Annotated in this window: 22 protein-coding genes and 1 pseudogene; 16 read left to right on the forward strand and 7 right to left on the reverse strand. The window is 70.5% G+C overall.

Features of this window, described 5'->3' with window-relative positions:
• Positions 1-3,217: 3,217 nt before the first annotated feature.
• Both ACIBK4_RS34670 and mycP read left to right on the forward strand, forming a co-directional pair.
• A complete protein-coding gene (locus ACIBK4_RS34670; protein WP_399001234.1) occupies positions 3,218-4,060 on the forward strand; it encodes a hypothetical protein in 843 nt (280 codons plus the stop codon).
• The gene (gene mycP, locus ACIBK4_RS34675) at positions 4,057-5,235 is read left to right on the forward strand and encodes a type VII secretion-associated serine protease mycosin (RefSeq protein WP_399001237.1); all 1,179 of its coding nucleotides are present in this window, start codon (positions 4,057-4,059) and stop codon (positions 5,233-5,235) included. The genes ACIBK4_RS34670 and mycP overlap by 4 nt, the downstream gene beginning before the upstream one ends.
• A 21-nt stretch (positions 5,236-5,256) precedes the next feature.
• On the opposite strand, the gene ACIBK4_RS34680 is transcribed toward mycP, so the two are convergent.
• On the reverse strand, positions 5,257-6,258 hold the full coding sequence (locus ACIBK4_RS34680) for a serine hydrolase (protein ID WP_399001241.1): 1,002 nt from the start codon (positions 6,256-6,258) through the stop codon (positions 5,257-5,259).
• 150 nt (positions 6,259-6,408) lie between these two features.
• Here ACIBK4_RS34680 and ACIBK4_RS34685 point away from each other — a divergent pair, with 150 nt between their 5' ends.
• The gene (locus ACIBK4_RS34685; protein WP_399001243.1) at positions 6,409-7,143 is read left to right on the forward strand and encodes an SseB family protein; all 735 of its coding nucleotides are present in this window, start codon (positions 6,409-6,411) and stop codon (positions 7,141-7,143) included.
• A gap of 4 nt (positions 7,144-7,147) precedes the next feature.
• On the opposite strand, the gene ACIBK4_RS34690 is transcribed toward ACIBK4_RS34685, so the two are convergent.
• A complete protein-coding gene (locus tag ACIBK4_RS34690; RefSeq protein ID WP_033282172.1) occupies positions 7,148-7,519 on the reverse strand; it encodes a DUF1844 domain-containing protein in 372 nt (123 codons plus the stop codon).
• Between the two features lie 338 nt (positions 7,520-7,857).
• On the opposite strand from ACIBK4_RS34690, the pseudogene infC reads away from it, so the two are divergent.
• From infC to ACIBK4_RS34740, 10 genes and pseudogenes are all read left to right on the forward strand, one after another.
• Positions 7,858-8,578: pseudogene (infC, locus tag ACIBK4_RS34695) on the forward strand (translation initiation factor IF-3).
• Between the two features lie 106 nt (positions 8,579-8,684).
• On the forward strand, positions 8,685-8,879 hold the full coding sequence (gene rpmI / locus ACIBK4_RS34700) for a 50S ribosomal protein L35 (RefSeq protein ID WP_019065473.1): 195 nt from the start codon (positions 8,685-8,687) through the stop codon (positions 8,877-8,879).
• 102 nt (positions 8,880-8,981) lie between these two features.
• Positions 8,982-9,365, forward strand: a complete 384-nt coding sequence (gene rplT, locus ACIBK4_RS34705; protein ID WP_019066261.1) for a 50S ribosomal protein L20 — start codon at positions 8,982-8,984, stop codon at positions 9,363-9,365.
• A gap of 192 nt (positions 9,366-9,557) precedes the next feature.
• Positions 9,558-10,406, forward strand: coding sequence for a TrmH family RNA methyltransferase (locus tag ACIBK4_RS34710; RefSeq protein WP_399001245.1), 849 nt, complete (start codon positions 9,558-9,560; stop codon positions 10,404-10,406).
• Between the two features lie 56 nt (positions 10,407-10,462).
• Positions 10,463-11,590 carry an ATP-binding protein gene (locus tag ACIBK4_RS34715; RefSeq protein WP_399001247.1) on the forward strand — a complete coding sequence of 376 codons (1,128 nt, stop codon included), beginning with the start codon at positions 10,463-10,465 and terminating at the stop codon, positions 11,588-11,590.
• A 166-nt stretch (positions 11,591-11,756) separates the two neighbouring features.
• On the forward strand, positions 11,757-12,884 hold the full coding sequence (gene pheS / locus ACIBK4_RS34720; RefSeq protein ID WP_317775128.1) for a phenylalanine--tRNA ligase subunit alpha: 1,128 nt from the start codon (positions 11,757-11,759) through the stop codon (positions 12,882-12,884).
• Entirely contained in the window at positions 12,884-15,388 is a 2,505-nt protein-coding gene (pheT, locus tag ACIBK4_RS34725) for a phenylalanine--tRNA ligase subunit beta (protein WP_399001250.1), read from the forward strand. The genes pheS and pheT overlap by 1 nt, the downstream gene beginning before the upstream one ends.
• A 274-nt stretch (positions 15,389-15,662) precedes the next feature.
• Positions 15,663-16,793, forward strand: a complete 1,131-nt coding sequence (locus ACIBK4_RS34730) for a PP2C family protein-serine/threonine phosphatase (protein WP_399001252.1) — start codon at positions 15,663-15,665, stop codon at positions 16,791-16,793.
• Between the two features lie 213 nt (positions 16,794-17,006).
• Positions 17,007-18,347, forward strand: a complete 1,341-nt coding sequence (locus ACIBK4_RS34735; RefSeq protein ID WP_399001254.1) for a transcriptional regulator — start codon at positions 17,007-17,009, stop codon at positions 18,345-18,347.
• Positions 18,348-18,428: 81 nt separating this feature from the next.
• On the forward strand, positions 18,429-19,007 hold the full coding sequence (locus ACIBK4_RS34740; protein ID WP_399001256.1) for an NUDIX hydrolase: 579 nt from the start codon (positions 18,429-18,431) through the stop codon (positions 19,005-19,007).
• A gap of 70 nt (positions 19,008-19,077) precedes the next feature.
• On the opposite strand, the gene ACIBK4_RS34745 is transcribed toward ACIBK4_RS34740, so the two are convergent.
• Together ACIBK4_RS34745 and ACIBK4_RS34750 are read right to left on the reverse strand one after the other, a co-directional pair.
• On the reverse strand, positions 19,078-19,335 hold the full coding sequence (locus ACIBK4_RS34745) for a hypothetical protein (RefSeq protein WP_266767051.1): 258 nt from the start codon (positions 19,333-19,335) through the stop codon (positions 19,078-19,080).
• 204 nt (positions 19,336-19,539) lie between these two features.
• On the reverse strand, positions 19,540-20,400 hold the full coding sequence (locus tag ACIBK4_RS34750) for a 3-hydroxybutyryl-CoA dehydrogenase (RefSeq protein WP_106971078.1): 861 nt from the start codon (positions 20,398-20,400) through the stop codon (positions 19,540-19,542).
• Between the two features lie 200 nt (positions 20,401-20,600).
• Here ACIBK4_RS34750 and ACIBK4_RS34755 point away from each other — a divergent pair, with 200 nt between their 5' ends.
• Positions 20,601-21,815: a glycoside hydrolase family 10 protein gene (locus ACIBK4_RS34755; RefSeq protein WP_399001258.1), complete on the forward strand. Its 1,215-nt coding sequence runs from the start codon at positions 20,601-20,603 to the stop codon at positions 21,813-21,815.
• A gap of 1 nt (position 21,816) precedes the next feature.
• On the opposite strand, the gene ACIBK4_RS34760 is transcribed toward ACIBK4_RS34755, so the two are convergent.
• Together ACIBK4_RS34760 and ACIBK4_RS34765 are read right to left on the reverse strand one after the other, a co-directional pair.
• Positions 21,817-22,026: a DUF1918 domain-containing protein gene (locus ACIBK4_RS34760; protein ID WP_399001260.1), complete on the reverse strand. Its 210-nt coding sequence runs from the start codon at positions 22,024-22,026 to the stop codon at positions 21,817-21,819.
• Positions 22,027-22,119: 93 nt separating this feature from the next.
• Positions 22,120-23,046 (reverse strand): DMT family transporter, encoded by a 927-nt coding sequence (locus tag ACIBK4_RS34765; protein WP_399001262.1) that lies wholly within the window; start codon positions 23,044-23,046, stop codon positions 22,120-22,122.
• Here ACIBK4_RS34765 and ACIBK4_RS34770 point away from each other — a divergent pair.
• On the forward strand, positions 23,045-24,511 hold the full coding sequence (locus ACIBK4_RS34770) for a PLP-dependent aminotransferase family protein (RefSeq protein ID WP_399001265.1): 1,467 nt from the start codon (positions 23,045-23,047) through the stop codon (positions 24,509-24,511). The two genes, ACIBK4_RS34765 and ACIBK4_RS34770, sit on opposite strands and share 2 nt — an antisense overlap.
• On the opposite strand, the gene ACIBK4_RS34775 is transcribed toward ACIBK4_RS34770, so the two are convergent.
• Positions 24,508-25,122: a DUF6461 domain-containing protein gene (locus tag ACIBK4_RS34775; RefSeq protein WP_399001267.1), complete on the reverse strand. Its 615-nt coding sequence runs from the start codon at positions 25,120-25,122 to the stop codon at positions 24,508-24,510. The genes ACIBK4_RS34770 and ACIBK4_RS34775 overlap by 4 nt on opposite strands.
• 91 nt (positions 25,123-25,213) lie before the next feature.
• On the opposite strand from ACIBK4_RS34775, the gene ACIBK4_RS34780 reads away from it, so the two are divergent.
• Positions 25,214-25,651: a GNAT family N-acetyltransferase gene (locus tag ACIBK4_RS34780; protein WP_399001269.1), complete on the forward strand. Its 438-nt coding sequence runs from the start codon at positions 25,214-25,216 to the stop codon at positions 25,649-25,651.
• Positions 25,652-25,743 lie beyond the last annotated feature (92 nt).

Raw genomic sequence — 25,743 nt, forward strand, 5'->3', positions numbered from 1 at the left:
AGCGCGACGCGCCCCTGGACCGGCGGGCTCGGGCTCTTCAGGCTCGGTGAACCCGATGAACTCGGTGAACGTGACGAATTCGGGGAACGTGACGGACTCGGTGGGGCAGCCCGCGTCTGACGATGCGACTGATGCGACGGCAACGGGCGAGGACTTGGACCGACCGCATTCCGGTTCGACGGGGGCGGCTGGGACGAGCGGGGTGACTGGGGCGGCCAGGGCGACGGGGGCGGCTGGGGCTTCGGGGGGTGTGTCAGGGGCTGCTTCGGGTTCCGCTTTTGGTCCGGCTTCGGGTTCTGCTTGGGGACCGGCTTCGGGTTCCGGTTCGGGTCCGGCCTCGGGTTCCGGTTCGGGTCCGGCCTCGGGGGGTGCTTCGGGTTCCGGTTCGGGTTCGGTCTCGGCGGGTGCTTCGGGTTCCGCGTTGAGGGGTGGTCCGGTTTCGGGTGCCCCGGGGACGCCGGCTGCGCCGAACAGGCCTCGTACGTTCGGTACTTCGAGTTCGTGGGACGCGTGGAGCGCGCCGGGGATGCCGAGCGTGCCGACGAACGGTGGGGCGTCGGACCGGCGGCCCCCTTCGGGTGCGCACGCGAGCGGGCGGCGGCGTGCGGGGGATGCGCGAGCGAACGACGGCACGGGTGTGCCGGGTGCCTCGGCGGCTTCCGGGGCTGCGGGAGCTTCGCGAACCGGGCGTGAGCCGTTCGCGCCGGGTTCCGGTACGGCGGCGGGGAGCGGGAGCGGGGGCGACGGGTCCAGCACGGGGTGGTGGGACGGCGGCGGTAACGGGCGCCGTACGGCACCGCAGAACGGTGGGTCCGACGCCGGCTCGGTGTCTCCGGGTAACGGTCCTGATGCTGGCAGGGTGTTTCCGGGCAACGGCCCTGATCCCCGCGCCGCGGCTCGGAACAACGGCTTCGATGATCGCGAGGGGTCCGGTTCCGCATCGGGTTCTTCCGACGGGCGGCCGCGTTTTCCCGGCCTTCGGCCCTTCGCGCCCCGCGTCACGGACCCCGTGAGTCCGCCCCCTCCTCCAGCATCGGCACGCTTCCCGGACACCCCGCCCGCGCCCGGCGGCGAGGCCCGCCGCACGAACTTCGAAGGAACCACGCCGGGTGCCGTCCCACCCCGGCCGCCGCACCGCCCCACGGAGGGGCCACGGGGTAACGAGGCGCTGGGGGAACCCAGTTCGGAGACGGCGGCTCGGTTCCACCAGACCACACCGACCGGCTCCTCCACCCCGCCACGCGCTGCGGGCGAGAGCCCTGACGGCTCGTCCGACTGGCTTCGCCATGCCTCGGGCGGCGCGGGGACGCGTCCGGGCTCGGCTGCTCCCTCGGGTCCTGCGGGTGGGGCGTCCGATGAGTCGCTCGATCAGCTTCGCCATGGCCCGGGCCACCCGGTAGCGCCTGCGGGTGAGGCTCCGAGCGAGGCGTTCGACTGGTCGCGTCAGGATTCGGCTCGCTCGGGGATGCCTCCTGCTCCGGTTGTCCCGCCGCGCGTTGCGGGCGATGCCTCCGGTGGGGCCCCCGATTGGCTTCGCCATGTTCCGGGTGGCGCGGGAACGGCTCCGGGCTCGGCTGCTCTGTCGGGTTCTGCGGGTGGGGCCTCCGATGAGCCGTTCGATCGGCTTCGCCATGCCCCCGGTCGCCCGGTAGCGCCTGCGGGCTCCGCTGCTCCGTCGAGTGCTGCGGGTGATGCTTCTGGTGAGACGTCTGAACGGCTTCGCCATGTTCCGGGGCGTCCGGGAACGCCTCCGGGTTCCGCTGCTCCGTCGCGTCCTGTGGGCGAGACTCCGGGTGAGGCGTTCGATTGGGCGGGTCAGGATTCGGCTCGCTCGGCGGTGCCTCCTGCTCCGGTTGTCCCGCCGCGCGTTGCCGGCGAGGGCCCTGGTGAGTCGTCCGATCGGCTTCGCCATGCCCCCGGTCGCCCCGGAACGCCTCCCGGTCCCGCTGCTCAGCCCCGTCCTGAGGGCGAGGCTCCGCGTGAGTCGTCTGACGCGCAGCGCTACGTCCCGACCCGTCCGGGGACATCTACCGGCCCCACCACTCCGCCTGTTCCGGAGGCCGAGCCTTCGAGCCAGCCGTCGGACCGGTTGGGTCGGGACTCTGCTCGTCCGGCGACGCCTCCTGGCCCGGTGACTCCGCCGCGCTCCGAGGGCGAGCCCCCGCGTGAGGCATCCGGCTCGCAGCGGTATATCCCCACGCGCCCGGGAACATCCGCCGGCTCCACTACCTCGCCCGGTTCCTCAGCCGAGGCTCCGCGTGAGTCGCCTGACTCGCAGGGCTATGTCCCCACCCGGCCGGGAACATCTGCCGCCCTCAATACTCCGCCCCGCCCTGCAACTGAGCCCTCGGCCCAGCCGTCGAACCGGCTCCGTGAGGACTCTGCTCGTCCGGCGACGCCTCCTGGCCCGGTGACTCCGCCGCGCTCCGAGGGCGAGCCCCCGCGTGAGGCATCCGGCTCGCAGCGGTATATCCCCACGCGCCCGGGAACATCTGCCAGCCCCGCCACCCCGCCCCGCCCCACAGCCGAGCCCTCGCCCCAGCCGTCCGAGCGACTCTGCGAGGACTCCACTCGCCCGGGAACACCGCCCCGCCCCGCCCCCGAGTCCCCCTCGGAGACCACCGATCGGCGCCGACCGGACACCCCTTGGCGAGGTGAGTCGTTCACGGACCCCACCGGCGGTGCGCCCACCCGTGGTGCGTGGTCGCCCTCCGGTGCCAACCCGCCCTACCCCTCTGACACTCGGCCGGCCGACGCCCACCCCGCATCGCCCTACCCCTCCGGTACCCGCCCGACCGACGCCCACCCCAGTGGTCCCGCCGGCTCCGATTCCTCCGCGCCCGCCGCACAGAGCCCGACCGTCGACGACACCGCCGCCTGGTCACCAGCCGCTCCCAGTACGGCAGTTGGGCCCACCACCGACGACCCAGACACCCGAGCCTGGTCACCAACCCCTCCCGGTACCGGAGTTGGCCCCACCCCCGACACCACCGCCCCCCGATCCTGGCCAACGACCACCCCCGGCACCCCCGTTCACCCCACCCCCACCGAAACCACCCCCCACACCCCCGCCTGGTCCCCCTCCACCCCCGGCACCCCCACCCGCCCCGCATCCGAGATGCCGCGCCCCGCGCCCAACTCCACCCCCACCTCTCCCCCCGACCCCGCCTTCTCCTGGAACTCCCCCCTCCCGCCCCCCGCCGAAGGACGCCCGATCGTGTCGTTCGGGGAGCCCGAGGGGTACGACGAGCGGGTGCGGGCGCGGCCGTTGGGGGCGCGGATACGGTCCCGGACCGCTGCTGTCGGGGTGTGTGTCGTGCTCGGGATCGGGCTCATCGGCGGTGCGGTGACCGGGAGTTGGCTCACGGGGGACGACGGAGCGGACGGTGGCGCCACTTCCTTCGCCACCGCCGGGCAACTGTGGCACAGCGTGCCGGTCGATCAGCTCTTCCCGCCCAGCGTGGAGGGGCAGGGTGCCGGTCCCGGCGGTGCCGACCGTACCTGGACCCGGATCGCCGTCGCCCCGGACAGCGGGTGTGCCAACGCCTTCGACCCGCTGCTGAGCGACGTGCTCGCCCCCGTCGGCTGCCAGCGGCTCCTCCGCGCCACCTACACCGACGCCACCCAGAGCTACGTCACCACCGTCGGCATCCTCTTCACCAAGGCCGACATCGCCGCGATGACCGCCCTCTCCACCCGGTTCAAGAACGAGAACCTCGGCAACCGCACCGACCTCATGCCCCGCCCGTACGCCGCCAAGGGCACCCTCGCCGCCGCCTTCGGCGACAAACAGCGGGCCTCGTGGACCGTCTCCGTCCTCACCGACGCCCCCGTCGTCGTCTACGCCGTCTCGGGCTGGGCGGACGGCCGTACGGTCGACGTACCCGAACCCGCCGACCAGGCCGTCACGTCCGGCGGCACCGAAGCCCCCGCCCAGGCCGGTCTCGGCAACGAGGCACAAGGGCTCGCCGACCGCGTCGAGCGGAGCCTGCGCAAAACCGTCGACTCGCCCTCGGGGGCCTCGACGACCTCAGAGAGCTCGGAGAAAAAGACCTCATGAGCGTCATCGTCCGTCGGGCCGGTGTGCTGAGCGGCCTCCTGGCCGCCTCCCTCGCCCTGGTCCCGTCCACCGTCGCGCACGCCGACGGCATACGCGCCCAGGAATGGGCCCTGGACGCCATGCACACCCGGCAGGCCTGGCAGACCACCAAGGGCAAGGGCATCACCGTCGCCGTTCTCGACACCGGCGTCGAGGCCGACCACCCCGACCTCGCCGGCAACGTCCTCACCGGCAAGGACATGGTCGGCTTCGGAGCCAAGCCGGGCGACCGCGCCTGGGCCCGGCACGGCACCGCCATGGCCGGCATCATCGCCGGCCACGGACACGGCCCCGGCGACACCGACGGAGTCATCGGCATCGCCCCCGAGGCCAAGATCCTCCCCGTCCGCGTGATCCTCGAAGACGGCGACTCCGCCCGCGCCAAGGCCCGCACCACCCGCGGCAACGCCCTTGCGGACGGCATCCGTTGGGCCGCCGACCACGGCGCCGACGTCATCAACCTCTCCCTCGGCGACGACTCCGCCTCCGCACACCCCGAGCCCGCCGAGGACGAGGCCGTGCAGTACGCCCTGAAGAAGGGTGTCGCCGTCGTCGCCTCGGCCGGCAACGGCGGCGAGAAGGGCGACCACGTCTCCTACCCCGCCGCCTACCCGGGCGTGATCGCCGCGACCGCCGTCGACCGCTTCGGCACCCGCGCCTCCTTCTCCACCCGCCGCTGGTACGCCACGGTCAGCGCCCCCGGTGTCAACGTCGTCATCGCCGACCCCGACCACAAGTACTACGAGGGGTGGGGTACGAGTGCTGCCTCCGCCTTCGTCTCGGGCGCCGTCGCGCTCATCAAGGCGGCCCACCCGGGACTGACCCCGGCCCAGATCAAGAAGCTCCTCGAAGACACCGCCCGCAACCCCCCGGCCGCCGGCCGCGACGACTCCCGCGGCTACGGCTTCATCGACCCCGCCGCCGCCATCAAGGCAGCTGCCGCCCTCAAACCGACCGGCCTGCGCTCGGTCGCCTACGGCAAGAAGTACTTCGGCTCAGGACCGGACGCCGCCAAGACCGACAGCAGTACGTCCGACTGGGCGGGCCCCCTCGCCGGCAGCGTCGGCGGAGTCCTGCTGGTCGTCGCGGTCGTCCTGTGGCGCGGCCGACGCCGGCGCCCCCACGAGGGGTTCTGAGCGCGGCGGTGAGCGGCGGCGTCAGTCGGACGCGGTCGCGGACGCCGATGCCGTCGTAGCCGAGTCGCCGCTCTTCGCGAGCGCCGCCACCCCCGCCTTCGCCGCCGCCTCGATCAGCGTGATGCCCTTGGTCTGCGTCGTGCTGCCCTTCGACAGCACGGCGACCAGGTACGTGTCGCCGTCCGTGCCGGTCACCCGGCCGATGCTGTTGACGTCCCACAGACCGGTCGTGCTGCGCGCCAACCACCCGTTCTTCAACGCCCACTTGGAGCCGTCGGCCGCGGCCGACACCCCCCACTGCTGGTCGGCCTCTATCTCCTTCATCAGACCCTGGATGTACGACTGCGAGGCCGCACTCAGCTTCGAGTCGTCCCCGAACACCTGCTGGAGCAGGGTGAGTTGGTCGGCCGCCGTGGTCTGGGTCAGGCCCCAGAGCGGGCCCGCGCCACCCGTGGTGCCGGTCAGTCCGAACGTCTTGTTCGCCTTGCCGAGCCCGTCCGCCGTGCCGATGATGTTCCACAGCGCCGTCGCGGAGTCGTTGTCGCTGTTCTGGATCATCGTGGTGGCGTACGACTTCTCCGTCGCCGTCAACCGGCGCCCCGCGTCCTGCGCTTGGAGCAGCAGCGTCGCGAGGATGTCGACCTTGACGATGCTCGCCGTGTCGAAGGCGGCGTCGCCGTACGTGGCGCTCTCGCCGGAGGTCACGTCCAGGACCGCGACCGACACCTTCTGGTCGCCCGTCGGAGTCACCGACTTCATCGCCTTCGCCAGCAGCGCGTCGTAGTCCACCGTCGGCTGCGTCACAGGTTCCACCGTCGCCTCCCCGCTGCCCGACGCCGACGCCGAGGCCTCCGGCGCCGTCGACGACGATACGGCGCCGGAGTGAGCGTGTGCCTTCACATACACCGTTCCGGCCGCCGTGACGCCCACGACGGCCACAGCGGCGAGGGCGATGTAGGGGAGCGGACGGCGTCGGGAGGGACGCGCACGGTGGTTTCGGCGGTCGGCTCTGGAAGACTCCATGCCCGCGATGCTGCTGGCGCCGACTGTGCGAAACGTGAGACGGACGTTAGATGTCTGTCAACTGTGTCTGAGAAACGTGTGAAAGCTGTGTCCTTCGGGTTTCAGGACCCGCACAAGCCCTGCAGCATCCCCCCGATAGGGTCGGTCACCGTGGCGAACAAGAACATTCCCGACTCCGGCTACTCCGACGACGACGGCACGGCCGATCCCGCACTGAGCGCGGCGCTCGCCGCCTGGGCCGAGGACCGCACTGCCGTAGGACCCGTCCTGGAGGCCCTCAAGGGCGCCCGGTTGCTCGTGCCCGTGGTGGCCGTGCTCGGTGAGGTCGAGGAGGACGAGAACGGGCTGCGCCGCGAGAAGACCAGCGACATGGCCGTGCCCACGCTGAAGGCCGGTGGGCGGACCGCGCTGCCCGCCTTCACCTCCACCGACTCGCTGGCCCGCTGGGACCCGGCGGCGCGACCGGTGGCCGTACCGCTGCACCAGGCCCTCCAGGCCGCCGTGCACGAGAAGGCGGACACGATCGTGCTGGACCTGGCCGGGCCGGTGCCGTACGAACTGAGCGGGTCCGCGCTGCTCGCGGTGGCGGAAGGGCGGACTACCGCCGATCCGCTCACCGACCCGGCCGTGGTGGAAGCGGTACGGGTCGCGGTCGCCGCCGAGCCCGCCGTGCTGCGTGCGCACCTCGGTCCTGGCCAGGCCGACGGCACCCTCGCGCTCGTGCTCGACCCGGCCGCGCCCGCCGCCGACGCCGCCCGCGCGGTGGCCCGGCGTCTGGCCGACGACGAAACGCTGAGGGCCCGCCTGGTGCGCGGCCTCGACCTGGCACTGCTGCCGGCCGGGGCGACGCCTCCGGGCGAGCCCTTGTACGTACGTAGGGGGTGAGCTGCTAGCCGTAGATCGGGCCCGTGTACTTCTCGCCCGGGCCCTGGCCCGGCTCGTCGCGGACGAGGGATGCCTCGCGGAAGGCCAGCTGGAGGGACTTCAGGCCGTCGCGCAGCGGGGCCGCGTGGAACGAGCTGATCTCGGTCGCGCTCGCGTCGAGCAGGCCGGCCAGGGCGGTGACCAGCTTGCGGGCCTCGTCCAGGTCCTTGTACTTGTCGCCCTCCTCGGTCAGACCCAGCTTCACGGCGGCGGCGCTCATCAGGTTCACGGCGACCGTCACGATCACCTCGACCGCCGGGACCTCCGCGATGTCGCGGGCCATGGCGTCGAAGTCGGGGGCGTCAACATTCGGGGACTCGGGAGGCGTGTCACTCATGCCCCACACGATAGGGCCCGGTGTACGGCGGTTCGCACCACCCCCGGGGAGCTGCTAACCTTGTGTGATGACCGGCCAGGCACTGTGGTGCCCGGCCAACAAGTGGAGGCTCCGATCTCCCACCTGACTGTCCTCACGGACGGCGGGTCACCCCGGTCAGGCGGTCACCATCGTTCCGTACGGACGATGGAGTCGCCCGAAAGCGCGCCCCGCGATCATCGCGGCGGTGCTCCGGCAGTGTTTTGGAGCCCCGTCTTGTGATCGTCCGGGGCATTTTTTGTGTTCCGGCGCGGTTAGGTCTGTCTACCAGAGACAACGCGGCCGTCCGCCAGATGGCCGTGTGGTGCTAACCGAGGAGGATCCATCAGCACCGAGCCCCGTATCAACGACCGGATTCGCGTTCCCGAAGTGCGACTTGTCGGTCCGAGCGGCGAGCAGGTCGGGATTGTTCCGCTTGCCAAGGCCCTTGAGCTTGCGCAGGAGTACGACCTGGACCTGGTCGAGGTTGCGGCGAGTGCACGTCCGCCGGTCTGCAAGCTCATGGACTACGGGAAGTTCAAGTACGAGTCGGCCATGAAGGCCCGTGAGGCGCGCAAGAACCAGGCGCACACGGTCATCAAGGAGATGAAGCTCCGGCCGAAGATCGACCCGCACGACTATGACACCAAGAAGGGTCACGTCGTCCGGTTCCTGAAGCAGGGTGACAAGGTCAAGATCACGATCATGTTCCGTGGTCGCGAGCAGTCCCGGCCGGAGCTCGGCTACCGACTGCTGCAGCGTCTCGCGGAGGACGTGGCCGACCTCGGGTTCGTCGAGTCGAACCCGAAGCAGGACGGCCGAAACATGATCATGGTTCTCGGCCCGCACAAGAAGAAGACCGAGGCGATGGCCGAGGCCCGTGAGGCCCAGGCCGCCCGCAAGGCGGAAGCGAAGGCCAACCCGGGCAAGTCGCAGAACGCCGCGGAGTCCGAGTTCGACGACGAGAACCTCGCCGGCGAGGACAACGTCGACGCGGCCGAGATCGTCGAGGCCCCGGCCGAGGCTCGCGCCGACGCCTGATCCCCGGACTCCGGTCCAGGGATGTAACCGATACAAGAGCGACGCTCCACCGTGCCCGGTTTCACGACCGGGCACCGGAGCGCCACCGACGAGGAGATACGGCGCTATGCCGAAGAACAAGTCGCACAGCGGTGCCAGCAAGCGCTTCAAGATCACCGGCTCCGGCAAGGTGCTCCGCGAGCGTGCCGGCAAGCGCCACCTGCTTGAGCACAAGTCGTCCCGCGTGACGCGTCGCCTCACCGGCAACGCCGAGATGGCCCCGGGCGACGCCAAGAAGATCAAGAAGCTTCTCGGCAAGTGACGTACGCGGCGCTCCTGTTGAGCGCCGTACGTCTGGACCGGGACCCCATCGATTCCGGGCCGTGTGAGTCCCACCACGGCCCCGCTACAAGGAGTTAAACAAGTGGCACGCGTCAAGCGGGCAGTCAACGCCCACAAGAAGCGCCGGGCGATCCTCGAAGCCGCCTCCGGCTACCGCGGTCAGCGTTCGCGCCTGTACCGCAAGGCCAAGGAGCAGGTCACCCACTCGCTGGTCTACAACTACAACGACCGCAAGAAGCGCAAGGGCGACTTCCGTCGGCTGTGGATCCAGCGCATCAACGCTGCTGCCCGCGCCAACGGCATCACGTACAACCGCTTCATCCAGGGTCTGAACGCGGCGAACATCGAGGTCGACCGCAAGATCCTTGCGGAGCTGGCTGTCAACGACGCCGGTGCGTTCGCTGCGCTGGTCGAGGTTGCGCAGAAGGCTCTGCCCAGCGACGTCAACGCCCCCAAGGCTGCGTGACGCTGCGCTGGCTTGAGCGGTGACTTGAAGGACCCGCAGGTTTCTGCCTGCGGGTCCTTTGTTGCTGGGGCGGCCCGGTTCGTTGTCGGGTGCGGGTGCGTTGTCGGGTGCGGGTGCGTTGTGGCTGGTCGCGCAGTTCCTCGCGCCCCTAAAAGGAACACGGTCGGCCTGAGATTGAAGGTGAAGCGGAGTATGTCCCCGAACGGTCCCGAGCTTATTTCTCCCCGTTCCTCTCGTGTTGCCGCTGCTCGGCGGCTTGAGCGGCGGAATTTTCGGGGGAAGGAGCGGCTGTTCCTTGCCGAGGGGCCGCAGGCTGTGCGGGAGGCCGCGGGGTTCGGGGACACGCTCGTTGAGTTGTTCGCGACCGTTGAAGCCGCTGAGCGGTACGCCGACATCGTCGGTGAGGCTCGCGACGCCGGGGCCCGCGTGCATCTCGCCGATGAGCAGGTCATCGCCGACATCTCCACGACCGTGACCCCGCAGGGGCTCGTCGGGGTTTGTCGGTTTCTTGACACTTCCTTCGAGGAGATTCTCAAGGGGCGGCCCAAGCTGGTTGCCGTGCTTGCCAATGTGCGGGATCCCGGGAATGCCGGCACCGTGCTGCGGTGTGCCGATGCCGCCGGGGCCGAGGCTGTCGTACTGACCGATGCTTCTGTGGATCTTTACAACCCGAAGGCTGTACGGGCGTCCGTGGGCTCCCTGTTTCATCTTCCCGTTGCCGTCGGGGTGCCCGTTGAGCAGGCTGTGGCCGGGCTCAAGGGGATCGGGGTGCGGATTCTTGCCGCGGATGGGGCCGGGGGCGATGACCTCGACGACGAGCTGGATCGGGGGACCATGGGTGGGCCCACCGCTTGGGTGTTCGGGAACGAGGCGTGGGGGCTTCCGGAGGAGACTCGGGTGCTTGCGGACGCCGTTGTGCGGGTTCCGATCCACGGGAAGGCCGAGAGCCTGAACCTCGCCACCGCCGCCGCCGTATGTCTGTATGCGTCGGCGCGTGCACAGCGCGCCTCCGGAGGGTGCCGCTCTGTCACCGGCAGCTAGTAGGGTGACCAGCTCGGGGGCCACCTGCGCCGTATGAGAAGAGGTGGGGTACGGGGATGACTGTCGGCACGAGCAGCGCGCCGGGAGCACGGGGCGTGCCCCGGCCGTCCGAGGCCCGGCACGACGACCTCGGCATCGACCCCGACGAGCTGCCCGACGGTCTCGTGATCGCCGACGAGCACGGTCATGTCGTCTGCTTCAACGCCGCCGCAGAGCGCATCACCTCCATCGCCGCCTCTGATGCTCTCGGGCAGAGGTTGGAGAAGGCCCTTCCGTTAGAGGACCTTGAGGGGCGACGGTGGTGGCAACTGACCGATCCCTACGGTGGGTTGGCCATTCGGGTGCGGCAGCCCGAGCGGAATTTGCTGTTGCCGGGTGGGCATGAGGTTCTTGTCACCGCGCGCTATGTCCGTGCCGAGCCTCTCGGGCCTGTGCGGCGGGTTGTCGTCTCCCTTCGTGACACCGAGGCCCGGCGTCGTACCGAGCGCAGTCACGCCGAACTGATCGCCACCGTCGCGCACGAGCTGCGTTCTCCGCTCACCTCCGTCAAGGGGTTCACCGCGACCCTGCTCGCCAAGTGGGAACGGTTCACGGACGACCAGAAACGGCTGATGCTGGAGACCGTCGACGCCGACGCCAACCGCGTCACCCGGCTCATCGCCGAGCTGCTCGACATCTCCCGCATCGACTCCGGGCGGCTGGAGCTGCGCCGCCAGCCCGTCGACATGGGCGCCGCCGTCGGCCGGCACATCCAGGCGTACGTCGCCGCGGGGCAGACCGCCGACCGGTTCCTGCTCCGCGTCGAGCAGCCGTTGCCCGATCTGTGGGCCGACCCCGACAAGGTCGACCAGGTGCTGAGCAACCTGCTGGAAAATGCGGTGCGCCACGGCGAGGGAACCGTCACCATCGACGTCACGGCCTCCGCGTCCCCGCGCGAGGGCGAGGAGACCGGCACATCCGTGACGGTGAGCGACGAGGGCCCAGGCATCCCGGAGGAGTCCATGAACCGCGTCTTCACCCGCTTCTGGCGGGGCAGCAAGCGCGGCGGCACGGGCCTTGGGCTGTACATCGTCAAGGGCATCGTCGAAGCCCACGGTGGCACCATCACGGTCGGCCGCGCCCCCGGTGGCGGCGCCGAGTTCCGATTTACGTTGCCCGTGGGCACCCCGGCGTATCTGCAGTAGCCCTGCAGCGGCCGCCGACGAGGGCCCACGGGCGAGGTCACCTGCCTCACCCCCGTTAGACTCGGCCTTTGGCACCTTTGCGTCCCCGTTTCAGGGACGACGACGCGTCCCCCGAGTCGAGTCGGGACGGGGACCATCCGCCAGCCAACCGGAAGCACGGGAAGAGATGTCGGCACCGAATAAGTCGTACGACCCTGTAGAGGTCGAGGCCTTGAAACCGGAAGAGATCGAGCGCATGCGGGACGAGGCGCTCGCCGCCTTCGCCGCCGCCGGCGACCTCGACGCGCTCCAGGAGGCCAAGGTCGCCCACACCGGCGGCACCTCGCCCCTCGCCCTCGCCAACCGCGAGATCGGCGCGCTGCCCCCGCAGGCCAAGGCCGCGGCAGGCAAGCTCGTCGGCCAGGCCCGGGGTGCGGTGAACAAGGCCCTCGCCGCCCGCCAGGCCGAGCTGGAGGCCGACCGCGACGCCCGCGTCCTGGTCGAGGAGGCGGTGGACGTCACGCTGCCGTACGACCGCGTCCCGGCCGGCGCCCGGCACCCGCTCACCACGTTCATGGAGCGCGTCGCCGACGTCTTCGTGTCCATGGGGTACGAGATCGCCGAGGGCCCCGAGGTCGAGGCGGAGTGGTTCAACTTCGACGCGCTCAACTTCACCCCGGACCACCCGGCCCGGCAGATGCAGGACACCTTCTTCGTCCAGGGCCCCAAGGGGACTGAGGGCGACGAGTCCGGTGTCGTGCTGCGGACGCACACGTCCCCCGTGCAGGCCCGCGCCATGCTGGACCGCGAGCCGCCGGTCTACATCGTGTGCCCCGGCCGCGTGTACCGCACGGACGAGCTGGACGCCACGCACACCCCGGTCTTCCACCAGATCGAGCTCCTCGCCATCGACGAGGGCCTGACCATGGCCGACCTCAAGGGCACGCTCGACCACATGGTCCAGTCGCTCTTCGGTGCGGAGATGAAGACCCGGCTGCGGCCGAACTACTTCCCCTTCACCGAGCCGTCCGCCGAGATGGACATGCTCTGCTACGTCTGCAAGGGCGAGTCCGTCGGCAACCCCGACCGCCCCTGCCGTACCTGCTCCTCCGAGGGCTGGATCGAGCTGGGCGGCTGCGGCATGGTCAACCCGCGCGTGCTCGTCGCCTGCGGTGTGGACCCGGAGAAGTACAGCGGATTCGCCTTCGGGTTCGGCATCGAGCGGATGCTGATGTTCCGCCACAACGTCGAAGACATGCGAGACATCGTCGAGGGCGACGTCCGGTTCACCCGGCCGTTCGGGATGGAGATCTGATGCGCGTCCCGCTTTCTTGGCTGCGGGAATACGTCGACCTGCCGGCGACGGAGACCGGCCGTGACGTCCAGGCCAAGCTCATTTCCGTGGGCCTTGAGGTAGAGACCGTCGAGCAGTTGGGCGACGGCCTCAAGGGCCCGCTCGTCGTCGGCAAGGTCCTCACCATCGAGGAGCTGGAGGGCTTCAAGAAGCCCATCCGTTTCTGCACGGTCGACGTCGGCCACGCCAACGGCACCGGTGAGCCTCAGGAGATCGTCTGCGGCGCCCGCAACTTCGCCGTCGGCGACAAGGTCGTCGTGGTCCTCCCCGGCGCGGTCCTGCCGGGCGACTTCGCGATCGCCGCGCGCAAGACGTACGGCAAGACCTCGCACGGCATGATCTGCTCCGGCGACGAGCTGGGCATGGGCGACGACGGCTCCCACGGCATCATCGTGCTGCCGCCCGAGCACGAGGTCGGCACCGACGCGATCGAGCTGCTCCAGCTCGTCGACGAGGTCCTCGACATCGCCGTCACGCCCGACCGCGGCTACGCCCTGTCGATCCGCGGCGTCGCCCGCGAGACCGCCATCGCCTACGGCCTCCCGCTGCGTGACCCGGCCCTGCTGGACGTCCCGCAGCCGAACGCCTTCGGCTACCCGGTCCAGGTCTCCGACCCGATGGGCTGCGACCGCTTCACCGCCCGCACGGTGACGGGCCTCGACCCCGAGGCCCGCTCCCCGCTCTGGCTGACCCGCCGCCTCCAGAAGGCGGGCATGCGCCCGATCTCGCTCGCCGTCGACATCACCAACTACGTGATGCTGGAGCTGGGCCAGCCCCTGCACGCCTACGACCGTTCCCGCGTCCAGGGTCCGATCGGTGTACGCCGGGCCACGCAGGGCGAGAAGCTCACCACCCTCGACGGCACCAAGCGCACGCTGGACGCCGAGGACCTGGTGATCACCGACGACCGGGGTCCCATCGGCCTCGCGGGCGTCATGGGCGGCGCCAACACGGAGATCGACGACACCGAGGGCACCACCACCGAGGTCGTCGTCGAGGCCGCGCACTTCGACGCGCTCTCCATCTCGCGTACGGCCCGCCGCCACAAGCTGGCCTCCGAGGCGTCCAAGCGCTTCGAGCGCGGAGTCGACCCGCAGGCCGCGTCGGCCGCCGCCCAGCGCACGGTCGACCTCCTGGTCCTCCTCGCCGGCGGCACGGCGGACGCGGGCGTCACCGAGGTCATCGCACCCTCGGCCCCGCACACCATCACCATCCCGGCGGACCACCCGGACAAGGTCGCGGGTGTCGAGTACGGCCGCGAGACCGTCGTACGGCGTCTCCAGGAGGTCGGCTGCGACGTGTACGGGCAGGACGAGCTGATCGTCACCGTCCCGTCCTGGCGCCCCGACCTCACCGACCCGAACGACCTGGCCGAAGAGGTCATCCGCCTGGAGGGCTACGAGAACCTGCCCTCCACGCTCCCCAAGCCCCCTGCGGGCCGGGGCCTCACCGACCGCCAGCGCCTCCACCGCCGGATCGGCCGCGCGCTGGCCGGTGCCGGTTATGTCGAGGCGCCGAACTACCCCTTCATCGGCGAGCACGTCTTCGACCAGTTCGGCCTGACCGCCGACGACCCGAACCGCAAGGTCGTCAAGCTGGTCAACCCGCTCTCGGACGAGGAGCCGGCGCTTCGTACGACGTTGCTGCCGGGGCTGCTGGGTGCGCTGCGGCGGAACGACGGCCGGGGCTCGCACGACCTCGCCCTGTTCGAGACCGGGCTGGTCTTCCATCCGCGTGAAGAGCTGAAGATCGCGGTACGGCTGCCTGTCGACCGGCGTCCTACCGACGAGGAGATCGCCTCGCTCACCGAGGCGCTTCCTGTCCAGCCTCGGCATGCCGCCGTTGTCCTCGCGGGCGCGCGTGAGCAGGCCGGGTGGTGGGGCAAGGGGCGTCCGGCTGATTGGGCCGACGCGGTCGAGGCGGCGCGGGTGCTTGCGCGTGAGGCCGGGACCGAACTCGTTGTGCGGGGTGGGCAGTACGGGCCCTGGCATCCGGGGCGGTGTGCGGAACTCGCGGTTGTCGTCGAGGGTGTTGAGCAAGTCATCGGGTACGCCGGTGAGTTGCACCCGCGTGTGCTGAAGACCCTGGGTCTGCCCGCGCGTACCAGTGCGATGGAACTCGACCTGGATGTCCTTGAGTTGGCGTCTTCGGGGGTTCCCAAGGGGCCGAAGATCTCCACGTTCCCTGTTGCTACGCAGGATGTCGCGCTCGTTGTTGATGTGGCTGTGCCGCATGCGGGGGTTGAGGCTGCGTTGCGTGAAGGGGCGGGTGAACTGCTGGAGTCCATCCGGCTGTTCGACGTCTACGAGAATGCCGCGCAGCTGGGCGAGGGCAAGAAGTCGCTGGCGTATGCGTTGCGGTTCCGGGCGGGTGATCGGACGTTGACTGTCGATGAGGCGTCCGCGGCTCGGGATGCGGCGGTTGCGTTGGCCGGGGAGCGGGTTGGGGCGGTGCTTCGCGGATAAGACGCGGCTAAGGGGTGGGGAGCTGCTGTCGTTTGCCGGCTGCGGGTTCGTTGTGGCTGGTCGCGCAGTTCCCCGCGCCCCTGAAAGGGGCGCTCCTCCTGGCCTGTGTTTTAAGGCCCACCTGCATAAATGCACGCATCCCGGGGTGTCTCACTCGTTCGGGTGAGAAGTCTCGGTGATGTGGCCCGATCGGGGCATGTGGTCGACAGAATCGGACCGGCCTTTCGGGGTCGGTCCGATTGCGCTGTCGGGGCCTATTTGGGGGGCCACAGGCATGATCCGCATCAAGGCTGGGGTGCCCCGTAGGACGCGCCCGAGGACGCGTGCCCGCCGTCCGCTGCGCAGGGCGCTCGCCCTGGGGCTGCCCACGGTCTGGGGAGCCATAGCGATCACCTACAAACTCACCTGCCCGCTCGCCCAGCAGAACAGCCTGGGCGCCCGCATCGTCACCAGCGCGGTGTTCTTCGCGGTCGGCACCGGGCTCATCGTCCAGGTCCGCCGTTCCCTGCTCCGCGAACTCCGGCAGGTCCGCCAGATCGCCGGCGCCGCGCAGAACGCCCTGCTGCGACCGTTGCCGCCCCGTCTCGACGGGCTGAACATCGCCGCCGCCCAACTGTCCGCGGAGCGCGGTGCGGTGGTCGGCGGCGACCTGTACGAGGTGATCGCCACCGAGCACGGCGTACGGGTCGTGATGGGCGACGTGCGCGGCCACGGCATCTCCGCGATCAGCACGGTCGCCGCCGTCCTCGGCAGCTTCCGCGAGGCCGCCCACGACGAGCCCGACCTGGAGGGCGTCCTGCGCAGGCTGGAGCGCGCCCTCGCCCGCCACCTCCGCGAACGCGCCCGCGCGGAACACCCGTCGACGGGCACCCTCGATCCCGACAGCCCGGTCGCCGAGGAGTTCGTCACCGTACTGCTGCTGGAGATCGGGAGGGACGGGGAAGTACGGGGGCTGAACTGTGGCCACCCGTGGCCGTATTTGTTGAGTGGGGCGAGTGTCGAACCACTTGCCCGGGCGGATCCACTCCCACCTCTCGGCCCGTTCCCGTTGCCGACAGAGCTGCCGTTCGTCTGCTGCGGCCAACTCCTCCCGGGCGAGGCGCTGTTCCTGTACACGGATGGGGCGGAGGACGCCCGTGACACGCGGGGCCGTTTCTTTCCGTTGAAGGATGCGTTGACCGCCGCGGTGGCCCAACACCCGCTCCCCGTACCCCAGTCGGTTCTGGGTTCGGTCTTCACAGCATTACTCCGCCACGCGGGCGGCACCCCGACAGATGACGTGGCGATACTCATCCTGCGCAATGACAGAAAGCTGGCGTTTCCTAACCTAGGGGCGCAGGGAACTGCGCGACCAGTCACGGGCGACCCGCACCCGACCAACTACCCACAACACAACGGCGTTTAGTCGCACTGTTCCGAACCCCACCGCAAAGCCAGGCCGCCGCACTTACGAGGGGGAGCCGGCGGCCCGGCCGGCCTCTTGCGAGGCAATCCAGTCAACCGGTTCGGAACTCTCCGCAATAGCGCGCACACGCCACGGATTCGCGCACTCCGTTCACACCCGGTGTGAACCGAACCGCACTACTCTGTCCGCACCGATTCACCCGGGGGGCCTCCCATGCAGCCCAACACACTCCTCGACGCGATCCTGGACGAGGCGGGAATCTCGCACGCGGGACTCGCCGCCCACGTGAACCAGGCGGGACGGGCCCGAGGGCTCGCGCTACGGTACGAACACACCGCCGTGGCAAGGTGGTTGAAGGGCCAGCGGCCACGGGGGCAGGTCCCGGACCTGATCTGCGAGGTACTCGCGACCCGCCTCCACAGACCCGTGACCCTCGACGACATCGGCCTCGGCGTACCGGGCGAACCGTCCGCCCCGCACGGCACCTCCCTCTCCGGCTTCGTCGAACGGGCCACCGCCCTGTGGCGCTCCGACGAACAGCAGCGCCCGCACATCCTCGGCGCCCCCGCCGTCACCGGAACGCCCGCGGTGATGCCCGTGTGGGAGTGGGAGAACCCGCCCGACGACGTCGACGTCTCGCGCGGCGGCCGGCACCGGGTGAGCATGGCCGACATCGAGATGCTGCGCGCGGCCCGCGCCCACTACGAGCAGATGTACCGCAAGGCCGGCGGCATCGCGACCCGCACCCGCATCGTCGGCTTCCTCAACTCCGAGACCGCACCCCTGCTGCGCGGCAGCTACACCGATGCCACCGGCCGCCAACTGCACCGCGCCACCGGCGGGTTGGTGGCCATCGCCGGCATCTGCGCCTACGACTCGGACGCGCACGGGCTCGCCCAGCGCTACTTCCACCAGGCGCTCAGGCTCGCAAAGGCCAGCAATGACCGGGGACTTGGCGCGTACGTCATCGCGCTGCTCGTCAACCAGTCGTTGTTCATGCGGGAGTTCCGTCAGGCCGTCGCCTTCGCGGAGGCCGCGCTGCGGGCGGCGGGACGGCAGATCACCCCGGCGCTCGCCTCCGACCTGTACGCGATGCAGGCGAAGGCGTACGCGCACCTCGGCGACGGCACGAGCGCCCTGTCCTGCATCCGGCGTGCCGAGCAGGCCGCCGAACGCATCCGGCGCGGTTACGAACCCGACGAGACCGGCTATGTCCAGCCGGGCCTCGTCAACGTCCAGGTGGCGGAGGCGCTGCTCAGCCTCGGCGATCTGACGGCGGCGGGGGAACACGCCACGGCTGCCGTGGACACTCCGGCGCACGACCGGGGCCGGGTGCACCGGCTGGCCATGCTCAGCCAGATCGAACTGCGCCAGGGAAACGCCGACAAAGCGGTGGCCACGGCGGTGCAGATGGCCGAGCAGGCACGGGGGATGGAGTCCCAGCGGCTGCGCGACAGACTCCGCGCGGTCCGCGAGTACCTGGTGCGCAGCGACTGCGCGGGTACCACCGAGGCGGCCGAACTCATCGACGGGGCACTGCGCGTACCGCTGTAGAAGCGCCCTGGAAAGCGCCGTAGACCACAACACAGTCCCTGCTGCGATATTGCCACTTACTCGACGGAAGGTGGCAGAACCGTGCAGTGGACGAAACAGAACGAACAAACTGTGTACTCAAACCGCTGGTTCAGCGTCAATCTCGCGGATGTCGAACTACCCGACGGCCGACACCTCGACCACTTCCTCATACGGCTGCGCCCGGTGGCCGTGGCGACGGTGGTCAACGAGGCGAACGAGGTTCTCCTGCTCTGGCGGCACCGTTTCATCACCGACAGCTGGGGGTGGGAGCTCGCGGCCGGCGTCGTCGAGGATGGCGAGGACATCGCGTGCGCGGCCGCCAGGGAACTGGAGGAAGAGACCGGCTGGCGGCCGGGGCCCCTGCACCACCTGATGAGCGTGGAGCCGTCCAACGGGCTCACGGACGCCCGGCACCACATCTACTGGGCCGACGAGGGCGAGTACACCGGACACCCCGTGGACGACTTCGAGTCGGACCGCCGGGAGTGGGTACCGCTCAAACTCGTACCCGACATGGTCGCCCGCGGGGAGGTCCCGGCCGCCAACATGGCGGCCGCGTTACTGCTGTTGCACCATCTGAGGCTGGGGCAGGATGCAGCGCCCCGTTCGGCCGCGCCCCAAAGGGGCGCGGGGCAGTGACATTGGCGGCTCCGCCGCGGAGCGCGACCAGCCACAACGGATCCGCAGCCAACCCACCGGCCTTCGAACACTAGCGCCCCAGCACCTGCCAGACAGTCACGACAAGGGCACCCACGGCGGTGAGCGCGGCGATAGCCGGCAGCGGCCACCGCGTGTGCTCCAGTGCAACGATTCGCGCGCTCAGATCGTCCAGTTCCTTGTCCGTCTCCTCGGTGCGATGACTGAGCAGGGCCAGCCCACCCTCGACCCGCGCGTACGCGACATCGAGGCGGCGGCGTAACTCTGCGAGTTCTCCATGGACCACGGGATGCTCGGGGTCGGCGGTCACGGGTCCGCTCCTTTCCGTAGTCGGAACATCCCTTGCATGCGCATGAAGAGTCAACTCGCCTGGTGGACACCGGGGGAGAGTGTGCGAGCGGCATATGCGGGCCCGGCGCGCACACGGTGTGTGAATGCCGCGGGCCCGGCACTCCGAAGAGTGCCGGGCCCGCAACCGCCAAAGTATTACGGTGAGTTGCCGCGAGGGAAGTGCTCAGGCGTAGGTGTAGAAGCCCGAGCCGGACTTACGGCCCAGCCGCCCCGCGTCGACCATGCGCTGGAGCAGCGGGGGAGCGGCGTACAGGGGTTCCTTGTACTCCTCGTACATCGAGAACGCGACCGAGGCGACCGTGTCCAGACCGATCAGGTCGGCCAGCTTCAGCGGGCCCATCGGGTGGGCGCAGCCGAGCTCCATGCCGTTGTCGATGTCCTCGCGGCTGGCGATGCCCGACTCGAACATCCGGATCGCGGACAGGAGATAGGGGATCAGCAGCGCGTTGACCACGAACCCGGAGCGGTCCTGCGCGCGGATCGCGTGCTTGCCGAGCGCCTTCTCGGCGAAGAGCTGAGCGCGGCTGAGCGTGCCCTCGGAGGTGGTCAGCGCCGGGATCAGCTCGACGAGCTTCTGCACCGGGGCCGGGTTGAAGAAGTGGATGCCGATGACCTGGTCGGGGCGCGAGGTGGCGACCGCGAGCCGTACCAGCGGGATCGAGGAGGTGTTGGAGGCGAGGATCGCGTCGGGGCGGGTCACGACCTGGTCGAGCACCTGGAAGATCTCGGTCTTCACCTGCTCGTTCTCGACGACGGCCTCGATGACGAGGTCGCGGTCGGCGAACTCGCCGAGATCGGTGGTGAAGCTGAGCCGCGCCTGCGTCTCCGCCAGCTCCTCGGCCGTGATCTTGCCGCGCTCGGCCGCCTTGGTCAGCGAGTTGAACAGCCGGGTCCGGCCGATCTCCAGGGCCTCACCGGTGGTCTCGGCGACCTTCACGTCCAGGCCGGAGCGGGCACACACCTCGGCGATACCGGCGCCCATCTGGCCGCAACCGACCACTCCGACGCGCTCGATGTCGGTCACATCGTCCCCTTCGCTGATCTACGGGCTGGTCGCAGGACCCCGTTGTTCGACGCCTGCTCCGATCGTGCACGTTACCCGCAAGTATCGATGATCGATCGCCGGGGTCGGGCATTCTGGGGCGCGGAGACGATCCGTGACGGCACGGATCCACAGCGTATGGGGGTGTGCAGATGGGGCGATTGTCACGTCGGGCGTTCGCGATGGCAGCGCTGTCGACGCTGGCCACGACGGGCAGCGCGGCGGCCGACACCGGGCACGCGCCGAGGCCGGCAGGGCGTCCGCGCGGGGTCACCGAGATGCGGGGCGTGTGGCTGGCGACGGTCGCCAACCGCGACTGGCCCTCCCGCCCGGGCCTCACCCCGGCACAGCAGCGCACCGAACTGATCGCCCACCTCGACACGGCGGTCCGCGACCGCCTCAACACGGTGATGTTCCAAGTCCGGCCCACCGCCGACGCGTTGTGGCCCTCACCGTACGAGCCCTGGTCGCAGTACCTGACCGGCACCCAGGGTGTGGCCCCCGGCTGGGACCCGCTCAAGACGGCCGTAGAAGAGGCGCATGTGCGGGGGCTGGAGCTGCATGCCTGGTTCAATCCGTACCGGATCGCCAACAACACCGACCTGACCAAGCTCGTGGCCTCGCACCCCGCGCGCAAGCATCCGGACTGGGTGGTCGCGTACGGCGGGAAGCTCTACTACAACCCTGGACTGCCGCAGGTACGGGCCTTCGTCGAGGACGCGATTCTCGACGCGGTGAAGAAGTACCCCGTGGACGGGGTGCACTTCGACGACTACTTCTATCCGTACCCGGTGGCCGGGCAGACCTTCGACGACGACGCGGCCTACGACAAGTACGGCGGCGGCTTCGCCGACCGGGCGGCTTGGCGGCGCGACAACATCGACAAGTTGATCCGCGAGACCGCGGCCCGTATCGAGCAGATCCGGCCGGGCACCCGCTTCGGAATCAGCCCCTTCGGGGTGTGGCGCAACATCGCGACCGACTCGCGCGGCTCCGACACCCGGGCGGGGGTGCAGACGTACGACGATCTCTGCGCGGACACCCGGAAGTGGGTGCGTGAGAACTGGATCGACTACATCGTCCCGCAGCTGTACTGGAACATCGGCTTCGCCGCCGCCGACTACGCCAAGCTGCTGCCCTGGTGGGCGGAGGTCGCGCGCGGTACGAAGACGCGGCTGTACGCCGGTGAGGCGCTGTACAAGGCGGGCGACCCGGCGCAGCCCACGGCCTGGCAGGACCCGGCCGAGCTGTCCCGGCATCTCACCCTCGCCGCCAAGTACCCGCAGGTCGGCGGGCATGTCTTCTTCGCGGCCCGGGACGTCGCGGTGGACCCGGTCGGGGCCATGGCGCGGGTGGTCGCCGACCACTATCAGCAGCCGGCGGGGGCTCCGCGCTGAACTACCGTTCCGGGGCCGGGTGGTTGAGCTCCTGGTGCTTGATCTCGCAGTCCGGGCCGGGTGACATCACGGCCTCGTGCCCGTCGGCGAAGCGGACGCGGTAGGGCGGACCGCCCTCCGCGCCCATCACCTCGACGACTTCCGAGACCTGGTCGTGCACGCCGACCACGCGGCCGTGCTGGACGAGCCGATCACCCACGATCGCACGCATCTGTCGCGCCTCCTCACCGAGTACGGGAGCAGCGGTCCATGCCCTCCGATTCTACGGCGGCACGCCCGGCCGGGACCGGGCCGTGCACGCCCCTCAACTCCGCGCCCGCTGTGTGACGGCGATGCACACCAGCACTGCCGCCGCGGTGAGCGGGGCGGCCACGGGCAGGTGTTCGCCGAGCAGCAGTACCGACCACACCAACGTGAGGAGCGGCTGGGCCAGTTGGAGCTGGCTCGCCTTCGGGACGCCGATCGCGGCCATGCCCCGGTACCAGACGACAAGACCGAGGAACTGCGAACCGGCGGCGACCCACAGCAGTCCGGCCACACTGTGCGCGGTGAGGTGCGGGGTGTCGTACGACAGGGCGAGCGCGGCGGCGGGCACGCTCAGGGGGAGGCACAGGACCAGCGCCCAGGCGATGACCTGCCAGCCGGGCATGACCCGGGCCAGCCGGCCGCCCTCGGTGTAACCGGCCGCGCAGACCAGGAGCGCGGCGAGGAGATACAGGTCGGCGGTGGTCACGGCGCCGCCGCTCTGCTGGACCGTGAACGCGAGCACCGCGCCGGCGCCCGCGAGCGCGGCCGTCCAGAAGGTGCGCGAGGGGCGGATGCCGGTGCGCAGCGCGGAGAGCGCGGCGGTCGTCAGCGGCAGCAGACCGACAACCACCGCCGCGTGGGCGGTGGTCGAGGTCTCCAGTGCGAGCGTGGTGAGCAGCGGGAAACCGACCACCACTCCGGCGGCTACGACGGCCAGCCCGCCCCAGTGCCGACGGCCGGGGACCGGGACGCGCAGCGTCAGCAGACAGCCGCCCGCGATGACCGCGGCGAGGACGCTGCGCACGGCCACCAACGACCAGGCGCCGAAGCCCTCCAGCCCCCACGCGGTGGCCGGGAAGGTGAGGGAGAAGGCGATCACACCGAGCGCGGCCTGGACCGTACCGGCGCGGACCGTCGCTGTCGTACTGGGGGAGGTGCTGACCGCTATCGGACTCGGGGCAGTAGCGCTATCGTGTGCTCTCATGCAAGAGCGTAGCAGTGTCGGCGAACTGGCGAATCACCTGCGGCAGGAACTCAACCGCTACTCTCCCGGTGGAAAGCTGCCGTCGAGCCGGGCGCTCGTCGAGCGGTTCCGGGTGAGCCCGGTGACCGTCTCGCGCGCGCTCGCGCAGCTCGCCGCCGAGGGACTGGTGGTCACCCGGCCCGGCGCCGGCGCGTTCCGGGCGACGCCTCGCCCCGCGACCGCCACCGCCTCGGGGGACACCTCGTGGCAGGAGGTCGCGCTCAGCGCGGACGGCACCGCCGACTTCGTGCCGCGCACGGTGGACGCCTCCGCGGTCCTGGCCACCCTGGCCGTCCCGCCGCCGGGCGTGATCGAGTTCAACGGCGGCTATCTGCACCCGTCCCTGCAGCCCGAGCGCGCGCTGGCGGCGGCCCTGTCCCGGGCGGGCCGCCGCCCGGGCGCCTGGAGCCGGCCGCCGATGGAGGGTCTGCCGGAACTGCGCGAGTGGTTCGCGCGCGGTATCGGCGGCGCGGTGACGGCCGCCGACGTTCTGATCAGCGCGGGCGGCCAGACCGCGCTCACCACCGCACTGCGCGCCCTCGCACCCCCCGGCGCACCGGTCCTCGTCGAATCCCCCACCTACCCGGGCATGTTGGCGATCGCCAGGGCGGCGGGCCTGCGCCCGGTCCCGGTGCCGGTGGACGCGGACGGCGTGAAACCGGACCTGCTGGCCGACGCGTTCCGCGCGACCGGCGCCCGGGTCTTCGTCTGCCAGCCCCTGTTCCAGAACCCGACCGGCGCGGTCCTCGCCCCGGCCCGCCGCCCCGAGGTCCTGCGCATCGCCCGGGACGCGGGCGCGTTCGTCATCGAGGACGACTTCGTACGACGGCTGGTGCACGAGGACTCCGGCCCGCTGCCGCGTCCGCTCGCCGCCGACGACCCCGACGGAGTCGTCGTCCACGTCGGCTCGCTCACCAAGGCGACCTCGCCCAGCTTCCGGGTCAGCGCCCTCGCCGCGCACGGCCCGGTACTGGAACGCCTGCGCGCCATCCAGGTCGTCGACACCTTCTTCGTCCCCCGCCCACTCCAGGAAGCGGCCCTCGAACTCGTCGGCTCCCCGGCCTGGCCCCGCCATCTCCGCGCGATCTCAACGGAGTTGAAGACCCGCCGCGACACGATGACGACCGCCCTGCGCCTCGAACTCCCCACCTTCTCCCTCCCGCACATCCCCTCCGGCGGCTACCACCTCTGGCTCCGCCTCCCCGACGGCACTGCGGGCACCTCCCAGGCTTTCGGCTCTGGGGGAGAGCAGTCCCTGACAACAGCGGCCCTCCGCGCGGGCGTCTCCATCACCCCCGGCCGCCCCTACTTCAGCGCCGAACCCCCGGCCGCCCACATCCGGTTGAGCTTCGCGGCGGTCGCGGGGCCGGGGGAGATCGTGGAGGGCGTACGGCGGCTGCGGGCGGCCTGGGACGAGGTGCGCTAGACCAGGGCGCCGGTGAACTCCAGGGACGCGAGCAACTCCGGCGTCAGATGGACGCCCGTGAGGCGATGGGCGAGGGCGAAGGCGGCCTCGGTGTGCAGGTCGTAGCTCCGCTCCTCGCCCTCCCGCAGATCGAAGCCCGACTCCCGCATCCCGGTGAGGAGTTCGGGTTCGTCGGCGTGACTGCCGTCCCGGGAATAGGCGAAGAGCGGCTCGAAGCGCAGCCGTGTCTCCCCGTCCTCCCACCAGTAGAAGCGGTCCACCGCGTTCACGTTGCGGAAGTGGGAGACCACCGTGCGCCCGCGCGAGATGGGGAGCATGACCGCGTCGGTGACGCCCAGATATCCGTTGTGCTCGACCATCAGCGACCAGTCGCCGACCGCCGCGACACCGACGAAGAGCGGGTCCCCGAAGTGCTCGCTCCAGGTGTCGTACGACGGCTCGCGCAGGGGCTCGACACCCGTGACCCGTATCTTCTCCGGCTCCGCTCCCAGTTCATGGAGCAGCCGGTCCGGGGTGATGTCCCGGACCAGCGTGACGCAGTAGGCATGCAGCAGCGCGGAATGCTCCGTCTGGAGCCAGGTGTAGTCGGCGGCGGTCGGCGTCCGTGTCATGTCTCGAAGCCTGCCACCCACCACTGACAACGCCCGCCCCACCGGCCAAAACCGCTCGACACCCCAGCCCGTGGCCTGGGATTCTCCCGCCATGAACGACATCCCGAGCCTCCCCGACGGCTACGAGTTCTCCGCCGACCCCGCCCGCGTCGACATCGACCGCACCTACCGCTGGCTGTCCACCGACGCCTACTGGGCGATGGGCAGGCCCCGCGAGAAGCACGAGCGGGCGGTCGCGTCCTCGATGAACTTCGGGGTGTACGACACGGCTTCGGGGGAGCAGGTGGCGTACGCGCGCGTGGTGACCGACCAGGCCGTCTTCGCGTGGCTCTGCGATGTGTACGTGGACCCGTCGGCGCGCGGCAAGGGCATCGGTACGGCGTTCGTCGGCGCCGTACGCGAGGAGCTGCGGCCGTTCGGACTGCGCCGGATCCTGCTCGCCACGCACGACGCCCACGGGGTGTACGAGAAGGTCGGATTCAAGCCGTTGGAGCGGCCCGACCGGTGGATGGCCCTCGGTTTGGAGTGAGTTGTCCGCCTGGTCCCCGACCTCGACGTGAGGTTTTGCCCACCCTGGGTAACTCTCATCCGGCCCCCCTTGACCTGCGTACTTCGGCGGGA

Origin of the sequence: Streptomyces sp. NPDC050528 (assembly GCF_044457795.1) — a bacterium.
In the GTDB taxonomy this organism is placed as follows: Bacteria; Actinomycetota; Actinomycetes; order Streptomycetales; family Streptomycetaceae; genus Streptomyces.

Excerpts from the sequence above, each read along its gene's own strand:
- mycP (WP_399001237.1), top strand. The coding sequence starts at position 4,057 with ATGAGCGTCATCGTCCGTCGGGCCGGTGTGCTGAGCGGCCTCCTGGCC.
- ACIBK4_RS34680 (WP_399001241.1), bottom strand. The coding sequence starts at position 6,258 with ATGGAGTCTTCCAGAGCCGACCGCCGAAACCACCGTGCGCGTCCCTCC.
- ACIBK4_RS34690 (WP_033282172.1), bottom strand. The coding sequence starts at position 7,519 with ATGAGTGACACGCCTCCCGAGTCCCCGAATGTTGACGCCCCCGACTTC.
- rpmI (WP_019065473.1), top strand. The coding sequence starts at position 8,685 with ATGCCGAAGAACAAGTCGCACAGCGGTGCCAGCAAGCGCTTCAAGATC.
- ACIBK4_RS34710 (WP_399001245.1), top strand. The coding sequence starts at position 9,558 with ATGTCCCCGAACGGTCCCGAGCTTATTTCTCCCCGTTCCTCTCGTGTT.
- ACIBK4_RS34715 (WP_399001247.1), top strand. The coding sequence starts at position 10,463 with ATGACTGTCGGCACGAGCAGCGCGCCGGGAGCACGGGGCGTGCCCCGG.
- pheS (WP_317775128.1), top strand. The coding sequence starts at position 11,757 with ATGTCGGCACCGAATAAGTCGTACGACCCTGTAGAGGTCGAGGCCTTG.
- pheT (WP_399001250.1), top strand. The coding sequence starts at position 12,884 with ATGCGCGTCCCGCTTTCTTGGCTGCGGGAATACGTCGACCTGCCGGCG.
- ACIBK4_RS34730 (WP_399001252.1), top strand. The coding sequence starts at position 15,663 with ATGATCCGCATCAAGGCTGGGGTGCCCCGTAGGACGCGCCCGAGGACG.
- ACIBK4_RS34735 (WP_399001254.1), top strand. The coding sequence starts at position 17,007 with ATGCAGCCCAACACACTCCTCGACGCGATCCTGGACGAGGCGGGAATC.
- ACIBK4_RS34755 (WP_399001258.1), top strand. The coding sequence starts at position 20,601 with ATGGCAGCGCTGTCGACGCTGGCCACGACGGGCAGCGCGGCGGCCGAC.
- ACIBK4_RS34760 (WP_399001260.1), bottom strand. The coding sequence starts at position 22,026 with ATGCGTGCGATCGTGGGTGATCGGCTCGTCCAGCACGGCCGCGTGGTC.
- ACIBK4_RS34770 (WP_399001265.1), top strand. The coding sequence starts at position 23,045 with ATGCAAGAGCGTAGCAGTGTCGGCGAACTGGCGAATCACCTGCGGCAG.
- ACIBK4_RS34765 (WP_399001262.1), bottom strand. The coding sequence starts at position 23,046 with ATGAGAGCACACGATAGCGCTACTGCCCCGAGTCCGATAGCGGTCAGC.
- ACIBK4_RS34775 (WP_399001267.1), bottom strand. The coding sequence starts at position 25,122 with ATGACACGGACGCCGACCGCCGCCGACTACACCTGGCTCCAGACGGAG.
- ACIBK4_RS34780 (WP_399001269.1), top strand. The coding sequence starts at position 25,214 with ATGAACGACATCCCGAGCCTCCCCGACGGCTACGAGTTCTCCGCCGAC.